The sequence below is a fragment of the Streptomyces sindenensis genome (assembly GCF_014649035.1).
Taxonomy (GTDB): domain Bacteria; phylum Actinomycetota; class Actinomycetes; order Streptomycetales; family Streptomycetaceae; genus Streptomyces; species Streptomyces sindenensis.
Map to the genome: position 1 here is coordinate 25,046 of NZ_BMSG01000028.1, position 17,702 is coordinate 42,747.

17 protein-coding genes are annotated in these 17,702 nt (G+C 72.9%); 9 read left to right on the top strand and 8 right to left on the bottom strand.

The genetic code is table 11. The annotated features are described in order from the left end of the window. Positions 1-279: 279 nt before the first annotated feature. The 4 genes from hmgA (at position 280) to IE145_RS25290 (ending at position 5,177) form a co-directional block, all read left to right on the top strand. Complete coding sequence (hmgA, locus tag IE145_RS25275; protein ID WP_189527755.1) at positions 280-1,599, top strand: homogentisate 1,2-dioxygenase; 1,320 nt, start codon at positions 280-282, stop codon at positions 1,597-1,599. Between the two features lie 52 nt (positions 1,600-1,651). Beyond that, positions 1,652-2,458: a GntR family transcriptional regulator gene (locus IE145_RS25280; protein WP_189527756.1), complete on the top strand. Its 807-nt coding sequence runs from the start codon at positions 1,652-1,654 to the stop codon at positions 2,456-2,458. Between the two features lie 71 nt (positions 2,459-2,529). Then, entirely contained in the window at positions 2,530-3,831 is a 1,302-nt protein-coding gene (locus IE145_RS25285; protein ID WP_189527757.1) for a type ISP restriction/modification enzyme, read from the top strand. Between the two features lie 149 nt (positions 3,832-3,980). Then, positions 3,981-5,177, top strand: coding sequence for a CaiB/BaiF CoA transferase family protein (locus tag IE145_RS25290; protein ID WP_189527758.1), 1,197 nt, complete (start codon positions 3,981-3,983; stop codon positions 5,175-5,177). Positions 5,178-5,231: 54 nt separating this feature from the next. Here the strand turns inward: IE145_RS25290 and IE145_RS25295 are convergent, their stop codons facing one another. Together IE145_RS25295 and IE145_RS25300 are read right to left on the bottom strand one after the other, a co-directional pair. Continuing rightward, the gene (locus tag IE145_RS25295) at positions 5,232-5,495 is read right to left on the bottom strand and encodes a hypothetical protein (RefSeq protein WP_006123458.1); all 264 of its coding nucleotides are present in this window, start codon (positions 5,493-5,495) and stop codon (positions 5,232-5,234) included. A gap of 278 nt (positions 5,496-5,773) precedes the next feature. Then, the gene (locus tag IE145_RS25300; protein ID WP_189527759.1) at positions 5,774-6,577 is read right to left on the bottom strand and encodes an SGNH/GDSL hydrolase family protein; all 804 of its coding nucleotides are present in this window, start codon (positions 6,575-6,577) and stop codon (positions 5,774-5,776) included. Between the two features lie 230 nt (positions 6,578-6,807). On the opposite strand from IE145_RS25300, the gene IE145_RS25305 reads away from it, so the two are divergent. Beyond that, positions 6,808-7,902 (top strand): DUF5925 domain-containing protein, encoded by a 1,095-nt coding sequence (locus IE145_RS25305; protein ID WP_189527760.1) that lies wholly within the window; start codon positions 6,808-6,810, stop codon positions 7,900-7,902. Between the two features lie 31 nt (positions 7,903-7,933). Here the strand turns inward: IE145_RS25305 and IE145_RS25310 are convergent, their stop codons facing one another. Beyond that, entirely contained in the window at positions 7,934-8,308 is a 375-nt protein-coding gene (locus tag IE145_RS25310; RefSeq protein WP_189527761.1) for a GntR family transcriptional regulator, read from the bottom strand. Positions 8,309-8,378: 70 nt separating this feature from the next. Between IE145_RS25310 and IE145_RS25315 the strand changes: the two genes are divergently transcribed. Then, positions 8,379-9,296, top strand: a complete 918-nt coding sequence (locus IE145_RS25315; protein ID WP_189527762.1) for a GNAT family N-acetyltransferase — start codon at positions 8,379-8,381, stop codon at positions 9,294-9,296. Further along, positions 9,280-9,789 (top strand): ribonuclease FAU-1 family protein, encoded by a 510-nt coding sequence (locus IE145_RS25320; protein WP_189527763.1) that lies wholly within the window; start codon positions 9,280-9,282, stop codon positions 9,787-9,789. The genes IE145_RS25315 and IE145_RS25320 overlap by 17 nt, the downstream gene beginning before the upstream one ends. A 61-nt stretch (positions 9,790-9,850) precedes the next feature. On the opposite strand, the gene IE145_RS25325 is transcribed toward IE145_RS25320, so the two are convergent. The 4 genes from IE145_RS25325 to IE145_RS25340 are packed head-to-tail and all read right to left on the bottom strand — an operon-like array spanning position 9,851 to position 14,530. Then, a complete protein-coding gene (locus IE145_RS25325) occupies positions 9,851-11,344 on the bottom strand; it encodes a trifunctional class I SAM-dependent methyltransferase/NUDIX hydrolase/VOC family protein (protein WP_189527764.1) in 1,494 nt (497 codons plus the stop codon). A 13-nt stretch (positions 11,345-11,357) separates the two neighbouring features. After that, a complete protein-coding gene (locus IE145_RS25330; RefSeq protein ID WP_189527765.1) occupies positions 11,358-12,887 on the bottom strand; it encodes a tripartite tricarboxylate transporter permease in 1,530 nt (509 codons plus the stop codon). Positions 12,888-12,890: 3 nt separating this feature from the next. Then, positions 12,891-13,550 (bottom strand): tripartite tricarboxylate transporter TctB family protein, encoded by a 660-nt coding sequence (locus IE145_RS25335; protein ID WP_189527766.1) that lies wholly within the window; start codon positions 13,548-13,550, stop codon positions 12,891-12,893. Beyond that, on the bottom strand, positions 13,547-14,530 hold the full coding sequence (locus IE145_RS25340; RefSeq protein ID WP_189527767.1) for a Bug family tripartite tricarboxylate transporter substrate binding protein: 984 nt from the start codon (positions 14,528-14,530) through the stop codon (positions 13,547-13,549). Before IE145_RS25340 ends, IE145_RS25335 begins: the two co-directional genes overlap by 4 nt. A gap of 148 nt (positions 14,531-14,678) precedes the next feature. Here IE145_RS25340 and IE145_RS25345 point away from each other — a divergent pair, with 148 nt between their 5' ends. After that, entirely contained in the window at positions 14,679-15,332 is a 654-nt protein-coding gene (locus tag IE145_RS25345) for a response regulator (RefSeq protein ID WP_229825812.1), read from the top strand. Positions 15,333-15,540: 208 nt separating this feature from the next. Further along, positions 15,541-16,587, top strand: a complete 1,047-nt coding sequence (locus tag IE145_RS25350; protein WP_189527768.1) for a lytic polysaccharide monooxygenase auxiliary activity family 9 protein — start codon at positions 15,541-15,543, stop codon at positions 16,585-16,587. Positions 16,588-16,715: 128 nt separating this feature from the next. On the opposite strand, the gene IE145_RS25355 is transcribed toward IE145_RS25350, so the two are convergent. Further along, the gene (locus IE145_RS25355; RefSeq protein ID WP_189527769.1) at positions 16,716-17,606 is read right to left on the bottom strand and encodes an esterase/lipase family protein; all 891 of its coding nucleotides are present in this window, start codon (positions 17,604-17,606) and stop codon (positions 16,716-16,718) included. Between the last annotated feature and the right edge of the window lie 96 nt (positions 17,607-17,702).

The following is a 17,702-nucleotide window of genomic DNA, read 5'->3' on the forward strand; positions in this document are numbered from 1 at the left end:
CGGGCAGGGGCCGGACGCCAGAGGCAGCGGGGGGCGGCGCCACAGCCACAGGCACAGGCACAGGCACAGGCACAGGCACAGGCACAGGCACAGGCACAGGCAAGCGCACACGCCCACGCCCACGCCCACATACACATACACACACACGCACACGCACACGCACACGCACCGAATGGCCCGATGTGTGCCGTTGACGCGCCCCGCTCCTATTCCTACGGTGGTGCATAGGATTCGTCGCCCGGCGGATCCGAGGGCTTTCTTGGGCACCAGGAGTGCGGGATGAGCGCGATCGACCAGGCGAGGAAGACGGCCGAGGGGCTGACCTATTCCTCCGGCTTCGGCAACGAGCACAGCTCGGAGGCGGTGCCGGGAGCGCTCCCGCACGGCCGCAACTCCCCCCAGCGCGCCCCTCTCGGGCTGTACGCCGAGCAGCTGAGCGGCTCCGCGTTCACCGAGCCGCGCGCCGACAACCGGCGTTCCTGGCTCTACCGGATCCGCCCCTCGGCCGCCCACCCGGCGTTCACCCGCATCGACAACGGCGCCCTGCGCTCGGCCCCGTTCACCGAGACCGTGCCGGACCCGAACCGGCTCCGCTGGAACCCGCTGCCCGACCCCGCGCCGGGCACGGACTTCCTGAGCGGACTGTGGACGCTCGGCGGCAACGGCGACGCCGCGCAGCGCGCCGGGATGGCGATCCACCTCTACCACGCCGACTCCTCGATGACGGACCGCGTGTTCAGCGACTCCGACGGCGAGCTGCTGATCGTCCCGGAGCGCGGCGGACTGCTGCTCCGCACCGAGCTGGGCCTGCTGCACGTCGAGCCGGGCCACATCGCACTGATCCCGCGCGGGGTCCGCTTCCGGGTGGAGCTGCTGGAGGAGACCGCGCGCGGGTACGTCTGCGAGAACTACGGCCGCCCGTTCGCGCTGCCCGACCTCGGCCCGATCGGCGCCAACGGCCTGGCGAACGCCCGGGATTTCCTGGCCCCCGTCGCCGCGTACGAGGACCACGAGGGCCCGGTGGAGGTGGTCAACAAGTTCTGCGGGAACCTCTGGTCGGCGACGTACGACCACTCGCCGCTGGATGTGGTCGCCTGGCACGGCAACCACACCCCGTACGTCTACGACCTGCGCCGGTTCAACGTGATCGGCACGATCAGCTACGACCACCCCGACCCGTCGATCTTCACGGTGCTGACCTCGCCGTCCGACACCCCGGGACTGGCCGGGGTGGACTTCGTCGTCTTCGCCCCGCGCTGGCTGGTCGGCGAGGACACCTTCCGCCCGCCGTACTTCCACCGCAATGTGATGAGCGAGTACATGGGCCTGATCGACGGGGCGTACGACGCGAAGGCGGACGGCTTCGTCCCCGGCGGCGGCTCCCTGCACAACATGATGTCGGCGCACGGCCCGGACCGGGAGACCTTCGACCGGGCGAGCGCGGCGGAGCTGAAGCCGCAGAAGATCGACGACGGCCTGGCCTTCATGTTCGAGACCCGGTGGCCGGTCACGGCGACGGAGCAGGCGGCTTCCGCCGGTCATCTGCAGCGCGGCTACGACGACGTGTGGCAGGGTCTGAGCCGCAACTTCCGGCCGTAGCCGACGGGCGCGGGGGGCCCGAAGGGGCCGAATGGGACGGGACGGGGACGACATGACCGAGAGCCATGAGCGGGCCGGGGCGGACAGCGGGGCGGACCAGCCGCGCCATCCGCCCGCCTTCGCCCCCGACTCCCTCGTCCTGAACCGGAAGCTGCCGCTCTGGTATCAGGTCTCCCAGTCCCTGCGGGCCTCCATACTGGGCCGCCCGCAGGACGCCTCCGCCCGGCTGCCCACCGAGGAACAGCTCGCCGCGCACTACGGGGTCAGCGTCCTCACGATGCGCCAGGCGCTCAAGGAGCTGGAGACGGAGGGGCTGATCAGCCGGCACCGGCGGCGCGGCACGTTCATCGAGCCGCGCGCCCGGCGGGTCTCCCCGGTCCAGCTGCTGGGTTCGGTCGACGCGATCGTGGCCCAGCAGTCCGGCGAGGCGACGACCGTGCTCGGCCACGGCCCGGTGCCGCTGCCCGGCGATCTCGCGGAGTTCTTCCCCGACTGCGCCGAGGTCACCCGCTACCGACGGCTGCGCCGCGACAACGAGAGCGACGAGCCCACCAACTGGGCGGAGAACGCGGTCCGCCCCGACATCGCCGCCCGCATCGACGTGGCCGACCTCGAACGCTGGCCGATGACCAAGGTCCTGCGTGACGTCGTCGGGGTCAGGATCTCCCGGATCACCGACACGGTGGAGGCCCGCCTCGCCGACCCCGTCACCGCCGAGCTGCTCCAGGTCCCGCTGCTCAGCCCGATCCTGCACTACACGGGCGTGACCTACGACGAGGAGGGGCGCGTGGTGGACGTGGCCCGGATCCGCTACCGGGGCGACCGGTTCTCCTTCTCCGTGACGGTGGAGGCCCACTGACCCCGCCCCACGCGGACTCCGCCCGCCGTTACGATGCGAAGGGTCACGGCGGACAGGGGAGGGACGGCTCGGTGGCAGCGCGCAGGACGGCGACGGCCGGCTCCGGCGGGGACACGGAGTCCTCGCCGCTCGACGCGTTCGTCCCCCTGGACGAGCTGATGCCGTGGTCCGTACGCCCGCTCCGCACCGGCCGCGCCTGGGTGAGCGGCCCCGACCCCGTGGCCCTCAGGGCCCGCTGGGAGCGGCTGGCCGGTGCCGAAGCCACCGAGCGGGAGCGGCTGTTCGCGCCCACGCGTTCCCGTACGCCGCACACCTCGGTCGCGGCCCTGCCCGGCCAGTCGACCGGTACGGCCCGCTTCGCCCGGGACCCGGGCCCGTGCCCCGGCCCCGTACGGATCCTGCACGGCCCCTACGACGAACAGTGGCTGCTCCCCGACCACCGGCTGATCGACGCGGCCCGACCGGAGCTGTGGCGGGTCGCAGACGGGCAGCAGCTCTTCGCGGTCGAACACGGCTCCGCCCCCGAGGACACCGGGCCCGCCCTGTCCGTGACCGCGCTGCTGCCCGACGGGCACTCCCCCGCCGGGCGGCCCGGCCGGATCCGGCCGCTCCACCGCAGGCCCGGGGGCACCGAACCCAACCTCGCGCCGGGCCTCCTGGACCTGCTGCGGGGCCGGCTCGGCGGCAGCGGCGGGGTCGCCGAGCCGGACGCGTTCACGCCGGAAGCGGTGCTGGCCTGGATCCTGGCCGCCGCCCGGCCCTCCGCCACCGGCCCCCTGGTCCCGTTGCCGGCCGACGGGGCGGTGTGGTCGCGGGGGGTGGCACTCGGCCGGGAGCTGCTGCGGCTCCAGTCGCGCGGGGCCCGGGGCGGGGAGCGGCCCCGGCTGCCGGGCGGGCGCAGGCCCTATGTGCGGGCGGCGCTCCCCGCGCGCCCCGCCGAGCTGTCCTACGACGCCGGGGCGGAGGCGCTGATCGCCGGCGACGGGCGGATCTCGCCGGTGCCCGCGGGGGCCTGGGAGTTCACGGTGGGCGGGGTGCGGGTGCTGGAGCTCTGGTTCGGCCGCCGGGCGGCGGCCGCGGCGGGCCGGGGCCCGGACGGTGCGGCCGCGGACGGCCTGGACGCGGTCGGGGCGCGCGACTGGCCCCGGGAATGGACCTCGGAGCTGCTCGAACTCATCACCGTACTCGCCCTGCTGGACGGCACGGCGGCCGCCCGCCAAGAGCTGCGGGCAGCCCTGGAGACGGGGCCGCTGATCGGTCCGGCCGAGCTGCGGGCGGCCGGGGTGCTGCCGGTCCCGGCCTCGGCGCGGCGTCCGGCATCCGTCCTCGGCCACCAGGAGGAAGGCCCGGAAGGGCAGTTCGCGCTGCTGTAGCGGCGTCCGGGGGCGGTCCCCGCTGTCGTGAGCGGCGGGCGGAAGACAGCTCGCACTGCCGTGGGGCGGCGGGCTCGCATTGCCGTGAGCGGCGGGCCGGGCGGGCCGGAGGGTGGCGAAAGCGCCGGTCAGCGGGTATGCACGGGGTCATGAACTCCTTGCCACTCCCCCTCGACGGCATCACCGTGGTGGCCGTCGAACAGGCGGTCGCCGCCCCCTTCGCCACCCGGCAGCTCGCCGACCTCGGAGCCCGGGTCATCAAGGTGGAGCGCCCGGACGGCGGCGACTTCGCGCGCGGCTACGACACGGCGGCGCGCGGTCTCGCCTCGCACTTCGTCTGGTGCAACCGCGGCAAGGAGTCCCTCGCCGTCGACCTGAAGGACCCGCGCGGCCTCGCGGTCGTCCGTGAACTCGTCGCCGGGGCGGATGTGTTCGTCCAGAATCTGGCGCAGGGGGCGGCGGCCCGGCTCGGGCTCGACGCCGCCTCGCTCTGCGCCGCGCACCCGCGGCTCGTGGCCGTCGACATCTCCGGGTACGGGGCGGAGGGGCCGTACGCCCACAAGCGGGCCTACGACATGCTCGTGCAGTGCGAGGCCGGGCTCGTCTCGGTGACGGGAACGGCGGAGCAGCCGGTGAAGGCGGGCATTCCGGCGGCCGACATCGCGGCGGCCATGTACGCGTTCTCCGGGGTGCTCGCGGCGCTGCTGCGGCGGGCGGCCACGGGGCGGGGCGGCCCGGTGGAGGTCTCCATGCTGGACGCGCTCGCCGAGTGGATGGGCCATCCGCTGCACCAGGGGATGCACGGGGCCGCGCCCCCGCCGCGCACCGGTCTCGCGCACTCGGTGATCGCCCCGTACGACGCCTTCGCCACGGCCGACGGCGAGCAGGTGCTGCTCTCCGTGCAGAACGACCGGGAGTGGCGGCGGCTGGCGGAACAGGTGCTGGGGCGGCCCGAGCTGGCCGAGGACCCGGATTTCGCGACGAACGCCGCACGGACCGCGAACCGGGAGCGGACCGACGAAGCGGTGGGCCGGGCGCTGGCACACCTGACGGGCGAGGAGGCGCTGGCCGGTCTGGAGGCGGCGGGTATCGCCTGCGCCCGGCTGAACACGGTGGCCGACGTGGCGGCGCATCCGCAGCTGGCGGCCCGAGACAGGTGGCGGGAAGTGGGTTCACCGGTGGGGCCGTTGCGGGCGCTGCTGCCGCCGATCACGCTGCCGGGCGGTGCGGATCCACGGATGGGTGCCGTACCGGCGCTGGGCGAGCACACCGATGCGCTGCTGCGAGCCCTGGGGATGACGGACGAACAGACATCGGTGCTGCGCCGGGACGGGGTGATCGCCTGACCTGGTCCGTCCCGAGCGGTGGGACGGTTCGCGGCGGACGAGCCGGGCCGTGGGTCAGCGGCGGCTGCCGAAGAGCGAGCGCCGCAGTCGCCGCAGCGGTGCGAAGAGCGACACACGGGCGCTCCTGCTCCGGCGGGTGTGCGCGGCGTCGCGCGAGGTCAGCTCACGCATGAGCAGCGTCGCTTCGGCCGCTTCGCGCTGCGGGACGACGGGGCCGCCGAGCACCGCGAGATGGCGGTCGAGGCGCGTACTGGTCGCACCGCTCCCGCATGTGATGGCAGGCACACGCGGCCTGCTTCGCACCGTTATCTGTTCCATGTCACTCCCCACCCGTACGAGGGCACCCGGTCCGGGCAGGTTAACCCTATCGTCCCGCGGTGACACCCGTGTATCCCGGCCACACGATTGCGCACACATATACGGAGGTTGACGGGCCGTTACCGAATCCGCGCGATTCCAGGGCGACTTGGGACAGTTCGATGGGTTTGACCCTTAGGTCGCCCGGCGTTCGACCCCGGAGCGGGAGGCCTCGAACGGTGAGGACTCCCGCACGAGGCGGTCGGCGGAGGGGCGCCCCTCCCGACGGAACGCGCCGGTCAGAGAGCGGACTTGAAGACCGGAAGATAGCCACCCGACTGCCCGGCGGCGGTGGGGTGGTAGGACTCGCCGATATTGAGCCAGTTCACGCTGTGCAGCCAGGAGTTGCCGGAGCAGATCTCGTGCCCGGTGAAGGTCGTCCTGACGTCCCCGAAGGTGAAGCCGTGGTCCGCCGCCCGCTTGGCGGTGGCCGTGTTGAGGTGGTCGGACGCCCCGTTGATGGCGGCGCGCTCCTTCTCGCTGAGGCCGACGAGGCAGCTGCCGCCGAGCTGGTAGAAGCGGGGGTAGCCGAGGACGACAACCCGCGCGGAGGGGGCCTTGGAGCGGATCGCCGAGTACACGGAGTCGAGCCTGCCCGGGAGGGTGGAGTCGACGTAGGCGCGGGCGGTGGCGATCCGGTTGAGACAGGTGGCCTCGGACTGGAGGACACAGGTCGTCATGACATCGGCGAACCCGGCGTCGTTGCCGCCGATCGAGATCGAGACGAGGTCGGTCGAGGCGTTCAGCCTGCCGAGCTGACCGCCCGTGACGTCATGGGTCCTGGCGCCGGAGCAGGCGGCGAAGTCGAAGGACGAGGGGGAGTTGGCGGCGGCCCAGAGCGCGGGGTAGGCGCGGCTGCTGCGCTTGCAGCTGGAGCCGTCGTAGCTGCCGGCTCCGACACCGGAGGAGTAGGAGTCGCCGAGGGCGACATAGTCGACGGCCGCGGCGGACGAGTCCGCGTTCGCGACCCCCGCACCGGTCAGGGCGAGGGCGGCGCCGAGCAGGAGAGAGGACGAGAACGCCACGAGTCTGGACATTTTCATGGGACCTCCTTGAGCAGGGGATATCTGCCTACTACGTAGTAGCAGCACCCTGGCCCCACCGGAAGTGCTCATGCCAAAAATAGGGGTGGAGTGCTTCCGTCCGCCCCCGGCGGTTCAACGGGCGCTCATCGGCGCCCCGCTGTCGCCCCGTCGGCTGCCGCCGCCCGCGCGCCCGGCACGCGCCGGGAAACCGGGTGCGCGGGGTGCCCCTGTGCCGGATCATGAGCGCCATGCCCGACTCCCCCGAATCCGCCCTGCCGATCCGGCTCACCCTCGACGACAGCGATTCCCCGTCCGACGTCGTCGACGCGCTGTTCCTCGGCCGCTTCGCGACGGGCGAGCAGCCCTACTCCCACAGCTCCTCCCTGGACCGGATCAAGGCCGGGGCGACGCTGCTGCCGCCGGACGCCCGGGTGCTGCGGACCACCCGCGACGACAACCGCAGCTCGACGCTGGCGGAGGGCGAGGGGTGGACCCTGCTGGCCTCCCGGTGGAACCGGGGCGCGGACGTCACCGTGACCGCGACCAGCGCGGAGCTGGCGGAGGAGGTCCTCGGCCGGGCGACGGACGGGGCGCGGGACGAGCCGGAACCCCAGCCGGACAACGTGACCATGGGCTTCTGGTACGTCTCGCCGACCCGCGGCCCGCACCGCACCACCCGCCGGATCACCGCCGGGACCTGGGACGAGGTCCGCCCCAACTACACCGCACCGGTGGCCGACGCCATGGGCCGGCTGATGAAGGTGACACCGGACGACATCGCGGGGCGGCTGCTCCTGCTGCACGGACCGCCGGGCACCGGCAAGACGTCCGCGCTGCGCACCCTGGCCCGTTCCTGGCGCGACTGGTGCCAGGTCGACTGTGTGCTGGACCCCGAACGGCTCTTCAGCGACGTCGGCTATCTGATGGACATCGCGATCGGCGAGGACGACGGCACGCAGAAGGGCCGGTGGCGGCTGCTCCTCCTGGAGGACTGCGACGAGCTGATCCGCGGCGAGGCCAAGCACACGGCGGGCCAGGCCCTGTCCCGGCTGCTGAACCTGACGGACGGTCTGCTGGGCCAGGGCCGCAACGTGCTGGTGGGGGTCACCACCAACGAGGACCTGGAACGGCTGCACCCCGCCGTCGTCCGGCCCGGCCGCTGTCTGGCCAGGATCGAGGTCGGCCCGCTGACCCGCCAGGAGTCGGTGGCCTGGCTGGGCACCGACGAGGGGGTGGGCCGGGAGGGCAACTCCCTGGCCGAGCTGTACGCGCTGCGCCGGGGCATCGGCCCCGCGTCGGTGCCGAAGCAGGACACGGGGGCGGACGCGGGTCTGTACCTCTGACGCCGCGCCCTTCGGGACACAGGCCGGGGGGTCAGTCCCCGTACGCCACCCGCACCGCGTCCTCGGCCAGCGACATGGCCTGCTGCCGGGTGAGGCCGAGCCGCTCGGCCGTCTCGGCGTACTGCTGCGCGGCGGTCGCCGCTCGCTGTTCGGCCGCTCCCCCGGCGGCCGCGACGAAGGTCCCGTTACGCCCCCGGGTCTCGATCACCCCGTCCGCCTCCAGGGCCCGGTAGGCCTTGGCGACGGTGTTGGCGGCGAGGCCCAGCTCCTCGGCGAAGCCGCGTACGGTCGGGAGCCGGTGGCCGACGGGCAGCGCGCCGGAGCGGGCCAGTTCGGAGAGTCGCATGCGCAGTTGCTCGTACGGGGCGATGCCGGAGTCCGGGTCGAGGACGATCTTCTCAGTCACGGGCCGATTGTCCCCCACCGGCGGAAAAAGGGGAGGCGTCCGGGGGGCGGCTGCGCATACGGTCCACCGCATGACTGTGATCGTGCGTGATTTCCGCCCGTCCGACGCGGAGGCGTGGACCCGGGTCCGCCGGGCCTCGGTCCCGTGGATGGTGGCCACCCCCGAGCAGATCGTCCACGACCTGACGCATGCCCATCCGGACAAGCACTACCGGCTGCTGGTCGCCGAGGAGGACGGCGAGATCATCGCCACGGCCCAGGCGGGCATCGCCCATGACAGCCCCGAGCCTGGGCAGGGCTACTTCACCCCGCATACGCTCCCCGGCCGCACGAACCGGGGCGCGGGCTCGCTGCTGCTGCGCACGGCGGAGGAACACCTGGCCGGGGCCGGGGCCACCGTGCTGTACGCCTGGGTGCTGGACAACCCGGAGAGCCTGGAGTTCGCCCGTAGGCGGGGTTACGAGCCCAGGCGCTCGGCCCACTTCCAGCGGCTGGACCTCGCGGGCGGCGCCCTGCCGCCGCGTCAGGACCCGCCGCCGGGCGTCGAGCTGCGGACCGGGACGGACTTCGCCGACGATCCCCGGGCGCTGTTCGAGGCGGACTCCGAGGTGACGGCGGACGAACCGGGCGACATCACCTCCGAGCTGGACGACTACGAGGACTGGCTGACGAACGTCTGGCGGCACCCGGCCTTCGACCAGGGGCTGACGTCGGTGGCGCTGGTGGACGGGAAGGTGGCGGCGTTCAGCGCGGCCACCACCGACGGCGAACGAACGTATCTGAGCGCCATGACCGGCACCCTGCGCCGGTTCCGGGGGCGGGGCCTGGCGAAGCTGGCGAAGAACGACTCGCTGCACCGGGCGCGGGCGGCCGGCTACACGGACGCCTACACCTCCAACGACTCCGGCAACGGCCCGATGCTGGCCGTCAACCAGTGGTTCGGCTACCGGGTCTGCGCGACGGAGGTCCGCCATGTCCGCACCCTCTGAACCCCGCGCGGGCGGCCCGCAGGAGCTGGTCGTCGCCCTCACCAAGGCGGGCCGCACCAAGATCCGCTATCCGGCCGAGCCGGTCCGCGACGACGGTGTCCGCGTCACCGTCCGGGCGCCGTGGGCCGCGCCCGGGGTGCGGGACTTCGGCTTCGTCCGGTTCGAGCCGGGCGACGTGTTCACCGAGCACTACTGGCGGGACCGGTGGTTCGCGGTGAAGGAGGTCCGCACCGGCGACGGCGGGCTCAAGGGCTGGTACTGCGACATCACCCGTCCCGCCGTGCTCGCGGACGGGGTGCTGAAGGTCGAGGACCTGGACCTGGACCTGTGGGTCTCGGCCGACGGCTCGACGGTCCTGCGGCTGGACGAGGACGAGTTCGAGGCGAGCGGCCTGGCGGAGCGCGACCCGGCGGCGGCCGGCGCGGCGGCCGCGGCCCTGGACGAGCTGGAACGCCTGGCGAAGTCCGGGGGCCTGACCGGTCTGCTGTCCTGACCTGACCGCCCGGGAGACGCGGCCGGGCGGGACACAGCCCGGCCGCGGAGCGGCCCCCGGCTCACGGGTGCGGCCGGGAGGCGGCGACCAGCTCCACCTCGAACCCCGCCGGGTCCTCCAGATAGGCGGCGTGGTGCCCGTCGCCCCCCGCGTACGGATGGCGGTCGGGGAACAGCAGGCGCCAGCCGTACGCCGGGGCCTCGGCCGTCAGGGCGTCCAGGGCGGCCCGGTCCGCGACGTGGAACGCCAGGTGGTTGAGCCCGGGGCGGCGGCGGTCGTGGGCACCCTCGACCAGGTCCGGGGACTGCTCCAGGACGACATACGCACTACCGCGCCGCCAACTGCGGCCGTGGGCCCAGTGCTGGTACGGAACATGACCGAGGCGGCCCAGCAGCCAGCCCCAACTGCGCTCCGCCGCCGCCAGGTCCGCGACCCACAGCTCGATGTGGTGCACCCGGCCGGTCGTCTCCTCGGCGGCGGGCAGCGCGACGGCCCGCCCGGCACCGCCCGGGACGTACGCGACCGGCTCCCCGTCCCGATGCCAGTGGATCAGGAAGCGCTCGCCCGAGCGATATCCGTCCAGGCCCGCACGGCAGTACGCCACCATGTCGTCCGGCAGCGCGGCCAGCGGGAACCAGTCCAGCTCGGAGCACTTCTCCGGCTCCGCGTTGCGCGGCGGGCGCTCCGGGTCGTACTCCGCGACGAAGAACCAGCCCATGCGCGCCCCGCCGCCGGGGCCCCGGTGCTGCATCACCAGGGCCACTCGCAGTTCGTCGGGGTCCAGATCGAGACCCGTCTCCTCTTCGGCCTCCCGGATCATCGCCTCGCGGACGTCCTCGCCGTCCTCCGCGTGGCCGGAGGGCAGGTGCAGCAGTCCGTCCGCATAGCCCGTGTTGGAGCGGCGGGCCAGCAGGACGTCCGGGCCCCGGCGCAGGATCAGATGGACGTCGACGACCTCGGTGTGCCGGTGGGACGGCATCGCGCGGGCCACCAACGCATAGCGCTCGTCGTCGACCTTCTTGCCCCAGAGCCGGCTGTCGGACGCCAGGTCCTCGTGGTGGATGCGCTCGGTGTGGGCGGAGAGCAGGGCGGTGAGCGTGATGGCGGACAGTCCGGTGCCGTTCCACACGCCTTCGACCAGGACGAGCCGGCCGCCGGGCTTCAGCAGGCCGAACCAGTGCTCCAGAGCCGCCGCCGGGTCGGGCAGCAGCCAGACGACATGCCGGGCCACGACCACGTCGAACGCCCGCTCCCCGACCGGGGGCCGGGCGGCGTCCCCGACGAGGACCTCCGCGCCGGTCCCGGCGAGCTTGGCCCGGGCCTTTTCGGCCATGCGGGGCGAGCGGTCGACGGCGGTGACGCGGTGGCCCTGGCCCGCGGCGAGCAGCGAGAGGCTGCCGGTGCCGCACCCCAGGTCCAGCACGTCACCGCGGGTGGCGGGCAGCCAGCTCTCCAGCCGCCCGGCCCAGGCGTCGCGCACTGCGGGGTCGAGAAGCCCGTGGTCGGGCTCCTCGTCGAAGGAGCCGGCCGCCGCGTCCCAGTCGATCGTGGTCATGGCTCCGATGCTCTCAGCCGCCACTGACAGTGCGGGACTCCTCCGCCGTTTTCCGGCCGGCGCGCAACCGTACGATCAGCCGGCCGATCAGCGGCCAGGCCACGATCAGCACCACGATCGCGTAGACGGTGACGGAGAACGGGGTGTTGACCAGGCCGGTCACACTGCCGTCGCTGATCTGGAGGGCGCGGCGCAACTGCTGTTCCGCGGCCGGGCCGAGGATCACCCCGATGACGGCGGGCAGCACCGGCAGCCCGTACCGCCGCATCCCGAACCCGATCAGCCCGATGACCAGGAGGATCACCAGGTCGAGGGACTCGCCGCCGACCGCGTACGCGCCGACGGCGGCGAAGAAGAGGATGCCCGCGTACAGATAGGGGCGCGGGATTTGCAGGAGCTTCGCCCAGACGGGCGCGAGCGGCAGGTTGAGGGCGAGCAGCAGCACCATGCCGACGAACAGCGAGGCGATGAGGCCCCAGACCAGCTCCGGTTCACGCTCGAAGAGGAGCGGCCCGGGCTGGATTCCGTACTGCTGGAAGGCGGCCAGCATCACGGCGGCGACGGCGGTGGTGGGCAGCCCGAGGGTGAGCATCGAGACGAGGGTCCCGGCGGCGGAGGCGGAGGCGGCGGCCTCGGGTCCGGCGACGCCTTCGATGGCGCCCTTGCCGAACTGGTCGCGGTGCTTGGAGAGCCGCTTCTCGGTGACGTAACTGAGGAAGGTGGGGATTTCCGCGCCGCCCGCCGGGATCGCCCCGAACGGGAAGCCGATGACGGGCCCGCGCAGCCAGGGCTTCCAGGTGCGCCGCAGATCGGCCCGGCCGAGCCAGGGCCGGCCGACGGGGATCGGCCTTCCGGTGGAACGGCGCAGGTGGGCGGCGACCCACAGGGCCTCGCCGATGGCGAAGAGCCCGACCGCGACGATCACCACGTCGACGCCGTCGGCCAGGTGGAGCGAGCCGAAGGTCAGGCGCTGCTGGCCGGTCATCCGGTCGAGGCCGACCAGGCCGATGGTGAGGCCGATGAGGAGGGAGGCGATGCCGCGGATGCGGGAGGCGCCGAGGACGGAGGTGACGGCGATGAAGGCCAGCACCATGATGGCGAAGTAGTCGGGCGCGCCGATGCCGATGGCGAGCGACGCGACGGTCGGGGCGAGGACGACCAGCAGGATCGTGCCGATCATGCCGCCCGCGAAGTGGCCGATCGCGGCGGCGGCGAGCGCCTGGGCGCCGCGTCCGGCCTTCGCCATCGGGTTGCCCTCGATCGCGGCGACCACGGCGGCGCTCTCACCGGGGGTGTTGAGGAGGATCGAGGTGGTGGAACCGCCGAACATCGCCCCGTAGTAGATGCCCGCGAACATGATGAACGCGCCGGTCGGGTCGAGTCCGTACGTCACCGGGAGCAGCAGCGCCACGGCCATCGCGGGGCCGATGCCGGGCAGCACACCGATCGCCGTGCCGAGCAGGACGCCGATCGCGGCCCACAGCAGGTTCATCGGGGTGAGCGCGGTACCGAAGCCGTCGATGAGGGAGTTGAGGGAATCCATCGGTCAGAGCACCCCCATCAGCGGGCCGCCAGGAAGGGGGACACCGAGCAGGTTGTCGAAGACGAAGTAGGTGAAGAGGGAGAGCCCGGCCGCGATGAGCGGATCGCGGCCGTAGTGGCGGCTGCCCAGCGCGTAGGCGGAGCCCCAGAAGAGCAGCGCCCCGGCGATCGGGAAGCCGAGCGGGCCGATCAGAACGGCGGTGGCCATGAAGACCCCGGTGAGCAGGAGGACGGTGCGCCAGTCGGCGCCTTCGTCGAGGTCGACGTCCTCGCCGCCCTCGGCCTCGCCGCGTCCGCCGCGCAGGACGTCGACGGCGAGCAGGACGGCGACGAGGAGGAACAGGCCGCCGATGACGAAGGGAACGGTACGGGGGCCGACGGGACCGCGCTGGGCGATGTCGACGGTCATGGTGAGGGCGTCGGCGAGCACAAGGACGCCGAGTGCGAACAGCAGGACGCAGACGCCGAGTTCGGTGCGCTCGCGAAGCCAGGTGCGGGCACCGCCGCCGGCTGTCGCGGGTCCGGCTGTCGCGGGTCCGGCGGTCTCGGGCGGTCCGGCGGTCTCGGGCGGTCCGGCGGTCTCGGCGGGACCGGCGGGACCGGCGGGGCCAGCGGGACCGGCGGGGCCAGCGGGACCGGCGGGTTCTGTCGATTCGGGGGTCACAGTCCCAGCTCCTTGAGAACGGTGGCGACGCGCCGGTCCTGCTCGTCGAGGAAGTCGCCGAAGGGTTCACCGGCGAGGAAGGCGTCGTCCCAGCCGTTCTTCCGCATCGACTCCTTCCACTGCTTCGAGGCATGGAGCTCGCCGATGAGGCCGGTGAGCTTGTCGCGTTCGGTGTCCGAGAGGCCGGGCGGGGCGACGATGCCGCGCCAGTTGGTGAACTCGGTGTCGAGTCCGGCCTCGCGCAGGGTGGGGGCGTCAAGGCCCGGCACCCGCTTCGGGCCGGTCACGGCGAGCAGCCGCAGCTCGCCCGCCTCGATCTGGTCGCGGTACTCGCCGAGGCCGGAGACCCCGAAGCCGACCTTGTTGCCCAGGATGGAGGCGAGGAGTTCGCCGCCGCCGTCGAACGGCACGTAGTTGACCGTCTTCGGGGCGATGCCGGCGGCCTGCGCCATGAGCATCGGGGCGAGGTGGTCCGGGCCGCCGGGCGAGGAGCCGCCGCCGACCGGAACGCGGGCCGGATCCTTCTTCCAGGCCGCGAGGAGATCGGCGATGGTGCGGTAGGGCGAGTTCTTGGCAACCACCACGATGCCGGGCTCCTCGGTGAGCCGGGCGATCGGGGTGGTGTCGGCGAGGGTGCTCGGGGACTTGTTGGTGTGGACGGCCCCGACGACGCCGAGGCCCATGGAGAGGGCGAGCTTGCCGTTGCCGTGTTCGCCGACGAGCCGCGTCAGGCCGACCGTCCCGCCGGCGCCCGGCAGGTTGAACACCTCGATGTTGTGGGTGAGTCCGGCGTCCTCGGCGTTCTTGGCCATGGTGCGGGCGGTGATGTCGTAACCGCCGCCGGGGGTGTTGGGGACCATGAAGCGGAGCCCGGGAATCTGAGTGCCGGTGTCGGAGCCGTCGTCGGTGGAGAGCAGGGGCGGCCCCACCACCACGAGCAACGCGGCCCCGAGCAGGGCGAGGAGAGTGCGCAGTCGCACAGGTTCCGCCTTTCGCTGTGAAGTGGCCCACATGTTGCCTGCGCGTTGAGGAGCTGTCTCTCTTCCGGTATCAACGGACGTTGTGGTCATTGAGGTCGCGGCCTAGCGTGGCGGCGTGACAACGGTGCTGGTGGTGGACGACGACTTCATGGTCGCGAAACTGCACGGCCGCTATGTGTCCGCGATGGACGGTTTTACGGTGGTCGGGGTGGCGCACAACGGCGCCGAGGCCCTGCGGGCCGCCGAGCGGCTGCACCCCGATCTGGTGCTGCTCGACATCTACCTGCCCGACATGAACGGCATCGACGTCCTGCGCGCCCTGCGCACGGCGGAGGAGCGGGACGCGTCGCGCCCCAGCACGGACGCCCTGTTCATCACGGCGGCCAAGGACGCGGGCGTGATCCGGGCGGCGCTGCGGGCCGGGGCCCTCCACTACCTGATCAAGCCGTTCAGCCGCTCCGCCCTCCAGGAGCAGTTGCGCCATGTCGCCGCCCTGCGCACCCGCCTGGACGAACTGGGAGAGGCCCGCCAGGAGGACGTCGACCAGATCTTCGGCACCCGCCCGCCCGGCTCCCGCGAGCTCCCGAAGGGCCTGGCCGCCCCCACGGCCGACCTGGTGGAGCGCACCCTGCGCGCCCACCCCGGGGGCCTGTCGGCATCGGAGTGCGCCGAGGCGGGGGCCCTGTCCCGGGTGAGCGCGCGCCGCTACCTGGAGTGGTTCGCCGGAACGGGGCGCGCGGAGGTGACCTTGCGGTACGGGGGGACGGGGCGGCCGGAGCGGCGGTACCGCTGGAAGGGGTGAGGCGTGCCGGAGCGCCGCCGCCGGCGCACCCGCCCGGAGTCTCCCCGGGCGGGGCCCGGACCGGTTCCTGAGCCCACGCCTAACCCCTCCTTAAACGCACCATAAGGATCGTCATCACCCCCTCCCAACAGGGGTTTTCGCCCTTCCGAGCGGCTAGCTTGCTGATCGCCACCCCCGACAGCAGTGCCGTATCGAAGGAGATCCATCCATGACCGCTCGTCGCAAGGCCGCCGGAGTCCTCGCCCTCGGACTCGCACCGCTCGCGCTGGCCGGGCTGACCGCCACGCCGGCCGTCGCGCACGGTTCGCTGACCGACCCGGTGAGCCGGGTGTCGGCGTGCTTCGCGGAGGGGCCGGAGAGCCCGAAGTCGGCGGCGTGCCGGGCGGCGGTCGCGGCGGGGGGTACGCAGGCGCTGTACGACTGGAACGGGGTGAACATCGCCAACGCGGCGGGCAAGCACCGTGATCTGATCCCGGACGGCAAGCTCTGCAGCGCGGCCAACGACAAGTTCAAGGGGCTCGACCTGCCGCGCGCCGACTGGCCGGCCACCGCGTTGTCGGCGGGCAAGCACACCTTCCGGTTCCGAGCGACGGCCCCGCACAAGGGGTCGTTCGAGCTGTACATGACCAAGCCCGGTTATGACGCCACGAAGCCGCTGGCCTGGTCGGACCTGAAGGCGAAGCCGTTCGCCGAGGTCACCGATCCGGCGCTGGTGGACGGTTCGTACGTCTTCGACGGGACGATCCCCGAGCGCTCCGGGCGGCAGCTGGTCTACACGATCTGGCAGCGTTCCGACTCCCCCGAGGCGTTCTACGCCTGCTCCGACGTGACGTTCGGCGGCGGGTCGGCGGGCGGCGGGCCGGCGGAGAAGGAAGAGGGGAAGGGGGAGCAGGGCTCCGGTGGTGACGCCGGTGCCGGGGCTCCGGCTCCGGCCCCCTCCGCCCCGTCCGAGAAGGCGATCACCGAGGGTGCCGAGAAGTCCTCCGTCGAGCACAACGGCCACGGTGACGACGACGCGAACACCGGGGCGAAGGTCACCGCCGCCGCTCCGGCCGCTCCGGAGAAGAAGGCCGAGGGCAACGCCCCCGAGGTCAACGCCGCGAGCAAGGACGAGGTGCTGGCCGAGACCGGTGGCTCCAGCAGCAGCACCTATCTGGCGATCGGGGGCGCCGGGGTGCTCGCCGCCGGTGCGGCCGTGCTGTTCGCCTCGCAGCGCCGGCGGGCCGCCGCCGCGACGGGGCGCCACAGCCGCTGACCGCGGCGCCCCTCTCCGTACCCCTGCCGCGTCCCTCCGGGACGTCGGGCGCGGCAGGATGTGACGGGCCGGGGTCCGCCGTCCGTACTGCTCGGACGGCGGACCCCGGCCCGTTGTCGTGCGGTGGGTCAGCCGATGACCGAGGCGCAGGTGGTCGGGGTGGCGCGGGCCGGGTCGAGGGCGTTGGCCACCTCGTGGAAGGCGATGCGGTCGATGGTCCCGATCGCGACGTGCTCGGAGAAGTCGAGCGGGCACAGGTCCTGGAGGAGGACATTGCGTACGTTCGGCCCGTCCAGGTACTGCGTGCGGTACGGGGTCACGACCTGGTCGTACTTGGTAGCGATGACGGTGTAGCGGACGCCGGGAACGGTGTCGCCGCCCGCCGTGAGCCTGGTGATGAAGGGGGATCCCGCGATCTGGTCGGCGAGCCCGGGGGTCTTGTCGCTGATGAACTTCTCCACGCCGGGGAAGAACGGCAGCAGCTCGGTGAGGCCGAGCAGTGTGGTGCCGTGGTTGTCCGGTGCGATGCCGACGAGGGCGTTGACCTTGTCGGCGCCGCCGAGGAACTTCAGGTAGTGGTTCGGCATCATGCCGCCCTGGGAGTGGCCGACGATGTCCACCTTCGGGGCTCCGGTGGCGTCCAGCACCTTGTCGACGAACACGTCGAGCTGTTCGGCGGACTTGTCGATGGGCCCGAGGCCGTGGAAGAACGGCACGCCGGGGAGCTGGCCGTAGTCGAGGGAGAAGACGCAGTAGCCCCGGTTGACCAAGTAGGGGGCCAGGACCAGCCAGTTGTCGATCGAGTTCCCGAAGGTTCCGTGGACCAGGACGACAGGTCGGGGATGGGCGGCGGAGGGCTTGCAGGAGTAGTCGTTCCAGCCTCGCGATGTGGCCGCTTCGGCGGCCGGGGCCGCGCTCGCGGTCGCCGTGGGGGCGACGAGAACGGTGAGGGCGAGAAGCAGGGCGGCGAGCAGACTGCGCGTGCGGGGAACGCGCGCAGCACGGATCCAGGGCAGCATCGTGTGGTCTCCTTGCGGCTCAAGGGGGGTGCGATGGCGGTGCGCCCTGTGGCCCGGACCACAAGCTGTACGTGCTCATGCCAAATTACGCACGAG

Excerpts from the sequence above, each read along its gene's own strand:
- hmgA (WP_189527755.1), top strand. The coding sequence starts at position 280 with ATGAGCGCGATCGACCAGGCGAGGAAGACGGCCGAGGGGCTGACCTAT.
- IE145_RS25330 (WP_189527765.1), bottom strand. The coding sequence starts at position 12,887 with ATGGATTCCCTCAACTCCCTCATCGACGGCTTCGGTACCGCGCTCACC.
- IE145_RS25305 (WP_189527760.1), top strand. The coding sequence starts at position 6,808 with ATGCCCGACTCCCCCGAATCCGCCCTGCCGATCCGGCTCACCCTCGAC.
- IE145_RS25280 (WP_189527756.1), top strand. The coding sequence starts at position 1,652 with ATGACCGAGAGCCATGAGCGGGCCGGGGCGGACAGCGGGGCGGACCAG.
- IE145_RS25295 (WP_006123458.1), bottom strand. The coding sequence starts at position 5,495 with ATGGAACAGATAACGGTGCGAAGCAGGCCGCGTGTGCCTGCCATCACA.
- IE145_RS25325 (WP_189527764.1), bottom strand. The coding sequence starts at position 11,344 with ATGACCACGATCGACTGGGACGCGGCGGCCGGCTCCTTCGACGAGGAG.
- IE145_RS25315 (WP_189527762.1), top strand. The coding sequence starts at position 8,379 with ATGACTGTGATCGTGCGTGATTTCCGCCCGTCCGACGCGGAGGCGTGG.
- IE145_RS25350 (WP_189527768.1), top strand. The coding sequence starts at position 15,541 with ATGACCGCTCGTCGCAAGGCCGCCGGAGTCCTCGCCCTCGGACTCGCA.
- IE145_RS25320 (WP_189527763.1), top strand. The coding sequence starts at position 9,280 with ATGTCCGCACCCTCTGAACCCCGCGCGGGCGGCCCGCAGGAGCTGGTC.
- IE145_RS25300 (WP_189527759.1), bottom strand. The coding sequence starts at position 6,577 with ATGAAAATGTCCAGACTCGTGGCGTTCTCGTCCTCTCTCCTGCTCGGC.
- IE145_RS25290 (WP_189527758.1), top strand. The coding sequence starts at position 3,981 with ATGAACTCCTTGCCACTCCCCCTCGACGGCATCACCGTGGTGGCCGTC.
- IE145_RS25355 (WP_189527769.1), bottom strand. The coding sequence starts at position 17,606 with ATGCTGCCCTGGATCCGTGCTGCGCGCGTTCCCCGCACGCGCAGTCTG.
- IE145_RS25345 (WP_229825812.1), top strand. The coding sequence starts at position 14,679 with ATGGTCGCGAAACTGCACGGCCGCTATGTGTCCGCGATGGACGGTTTT.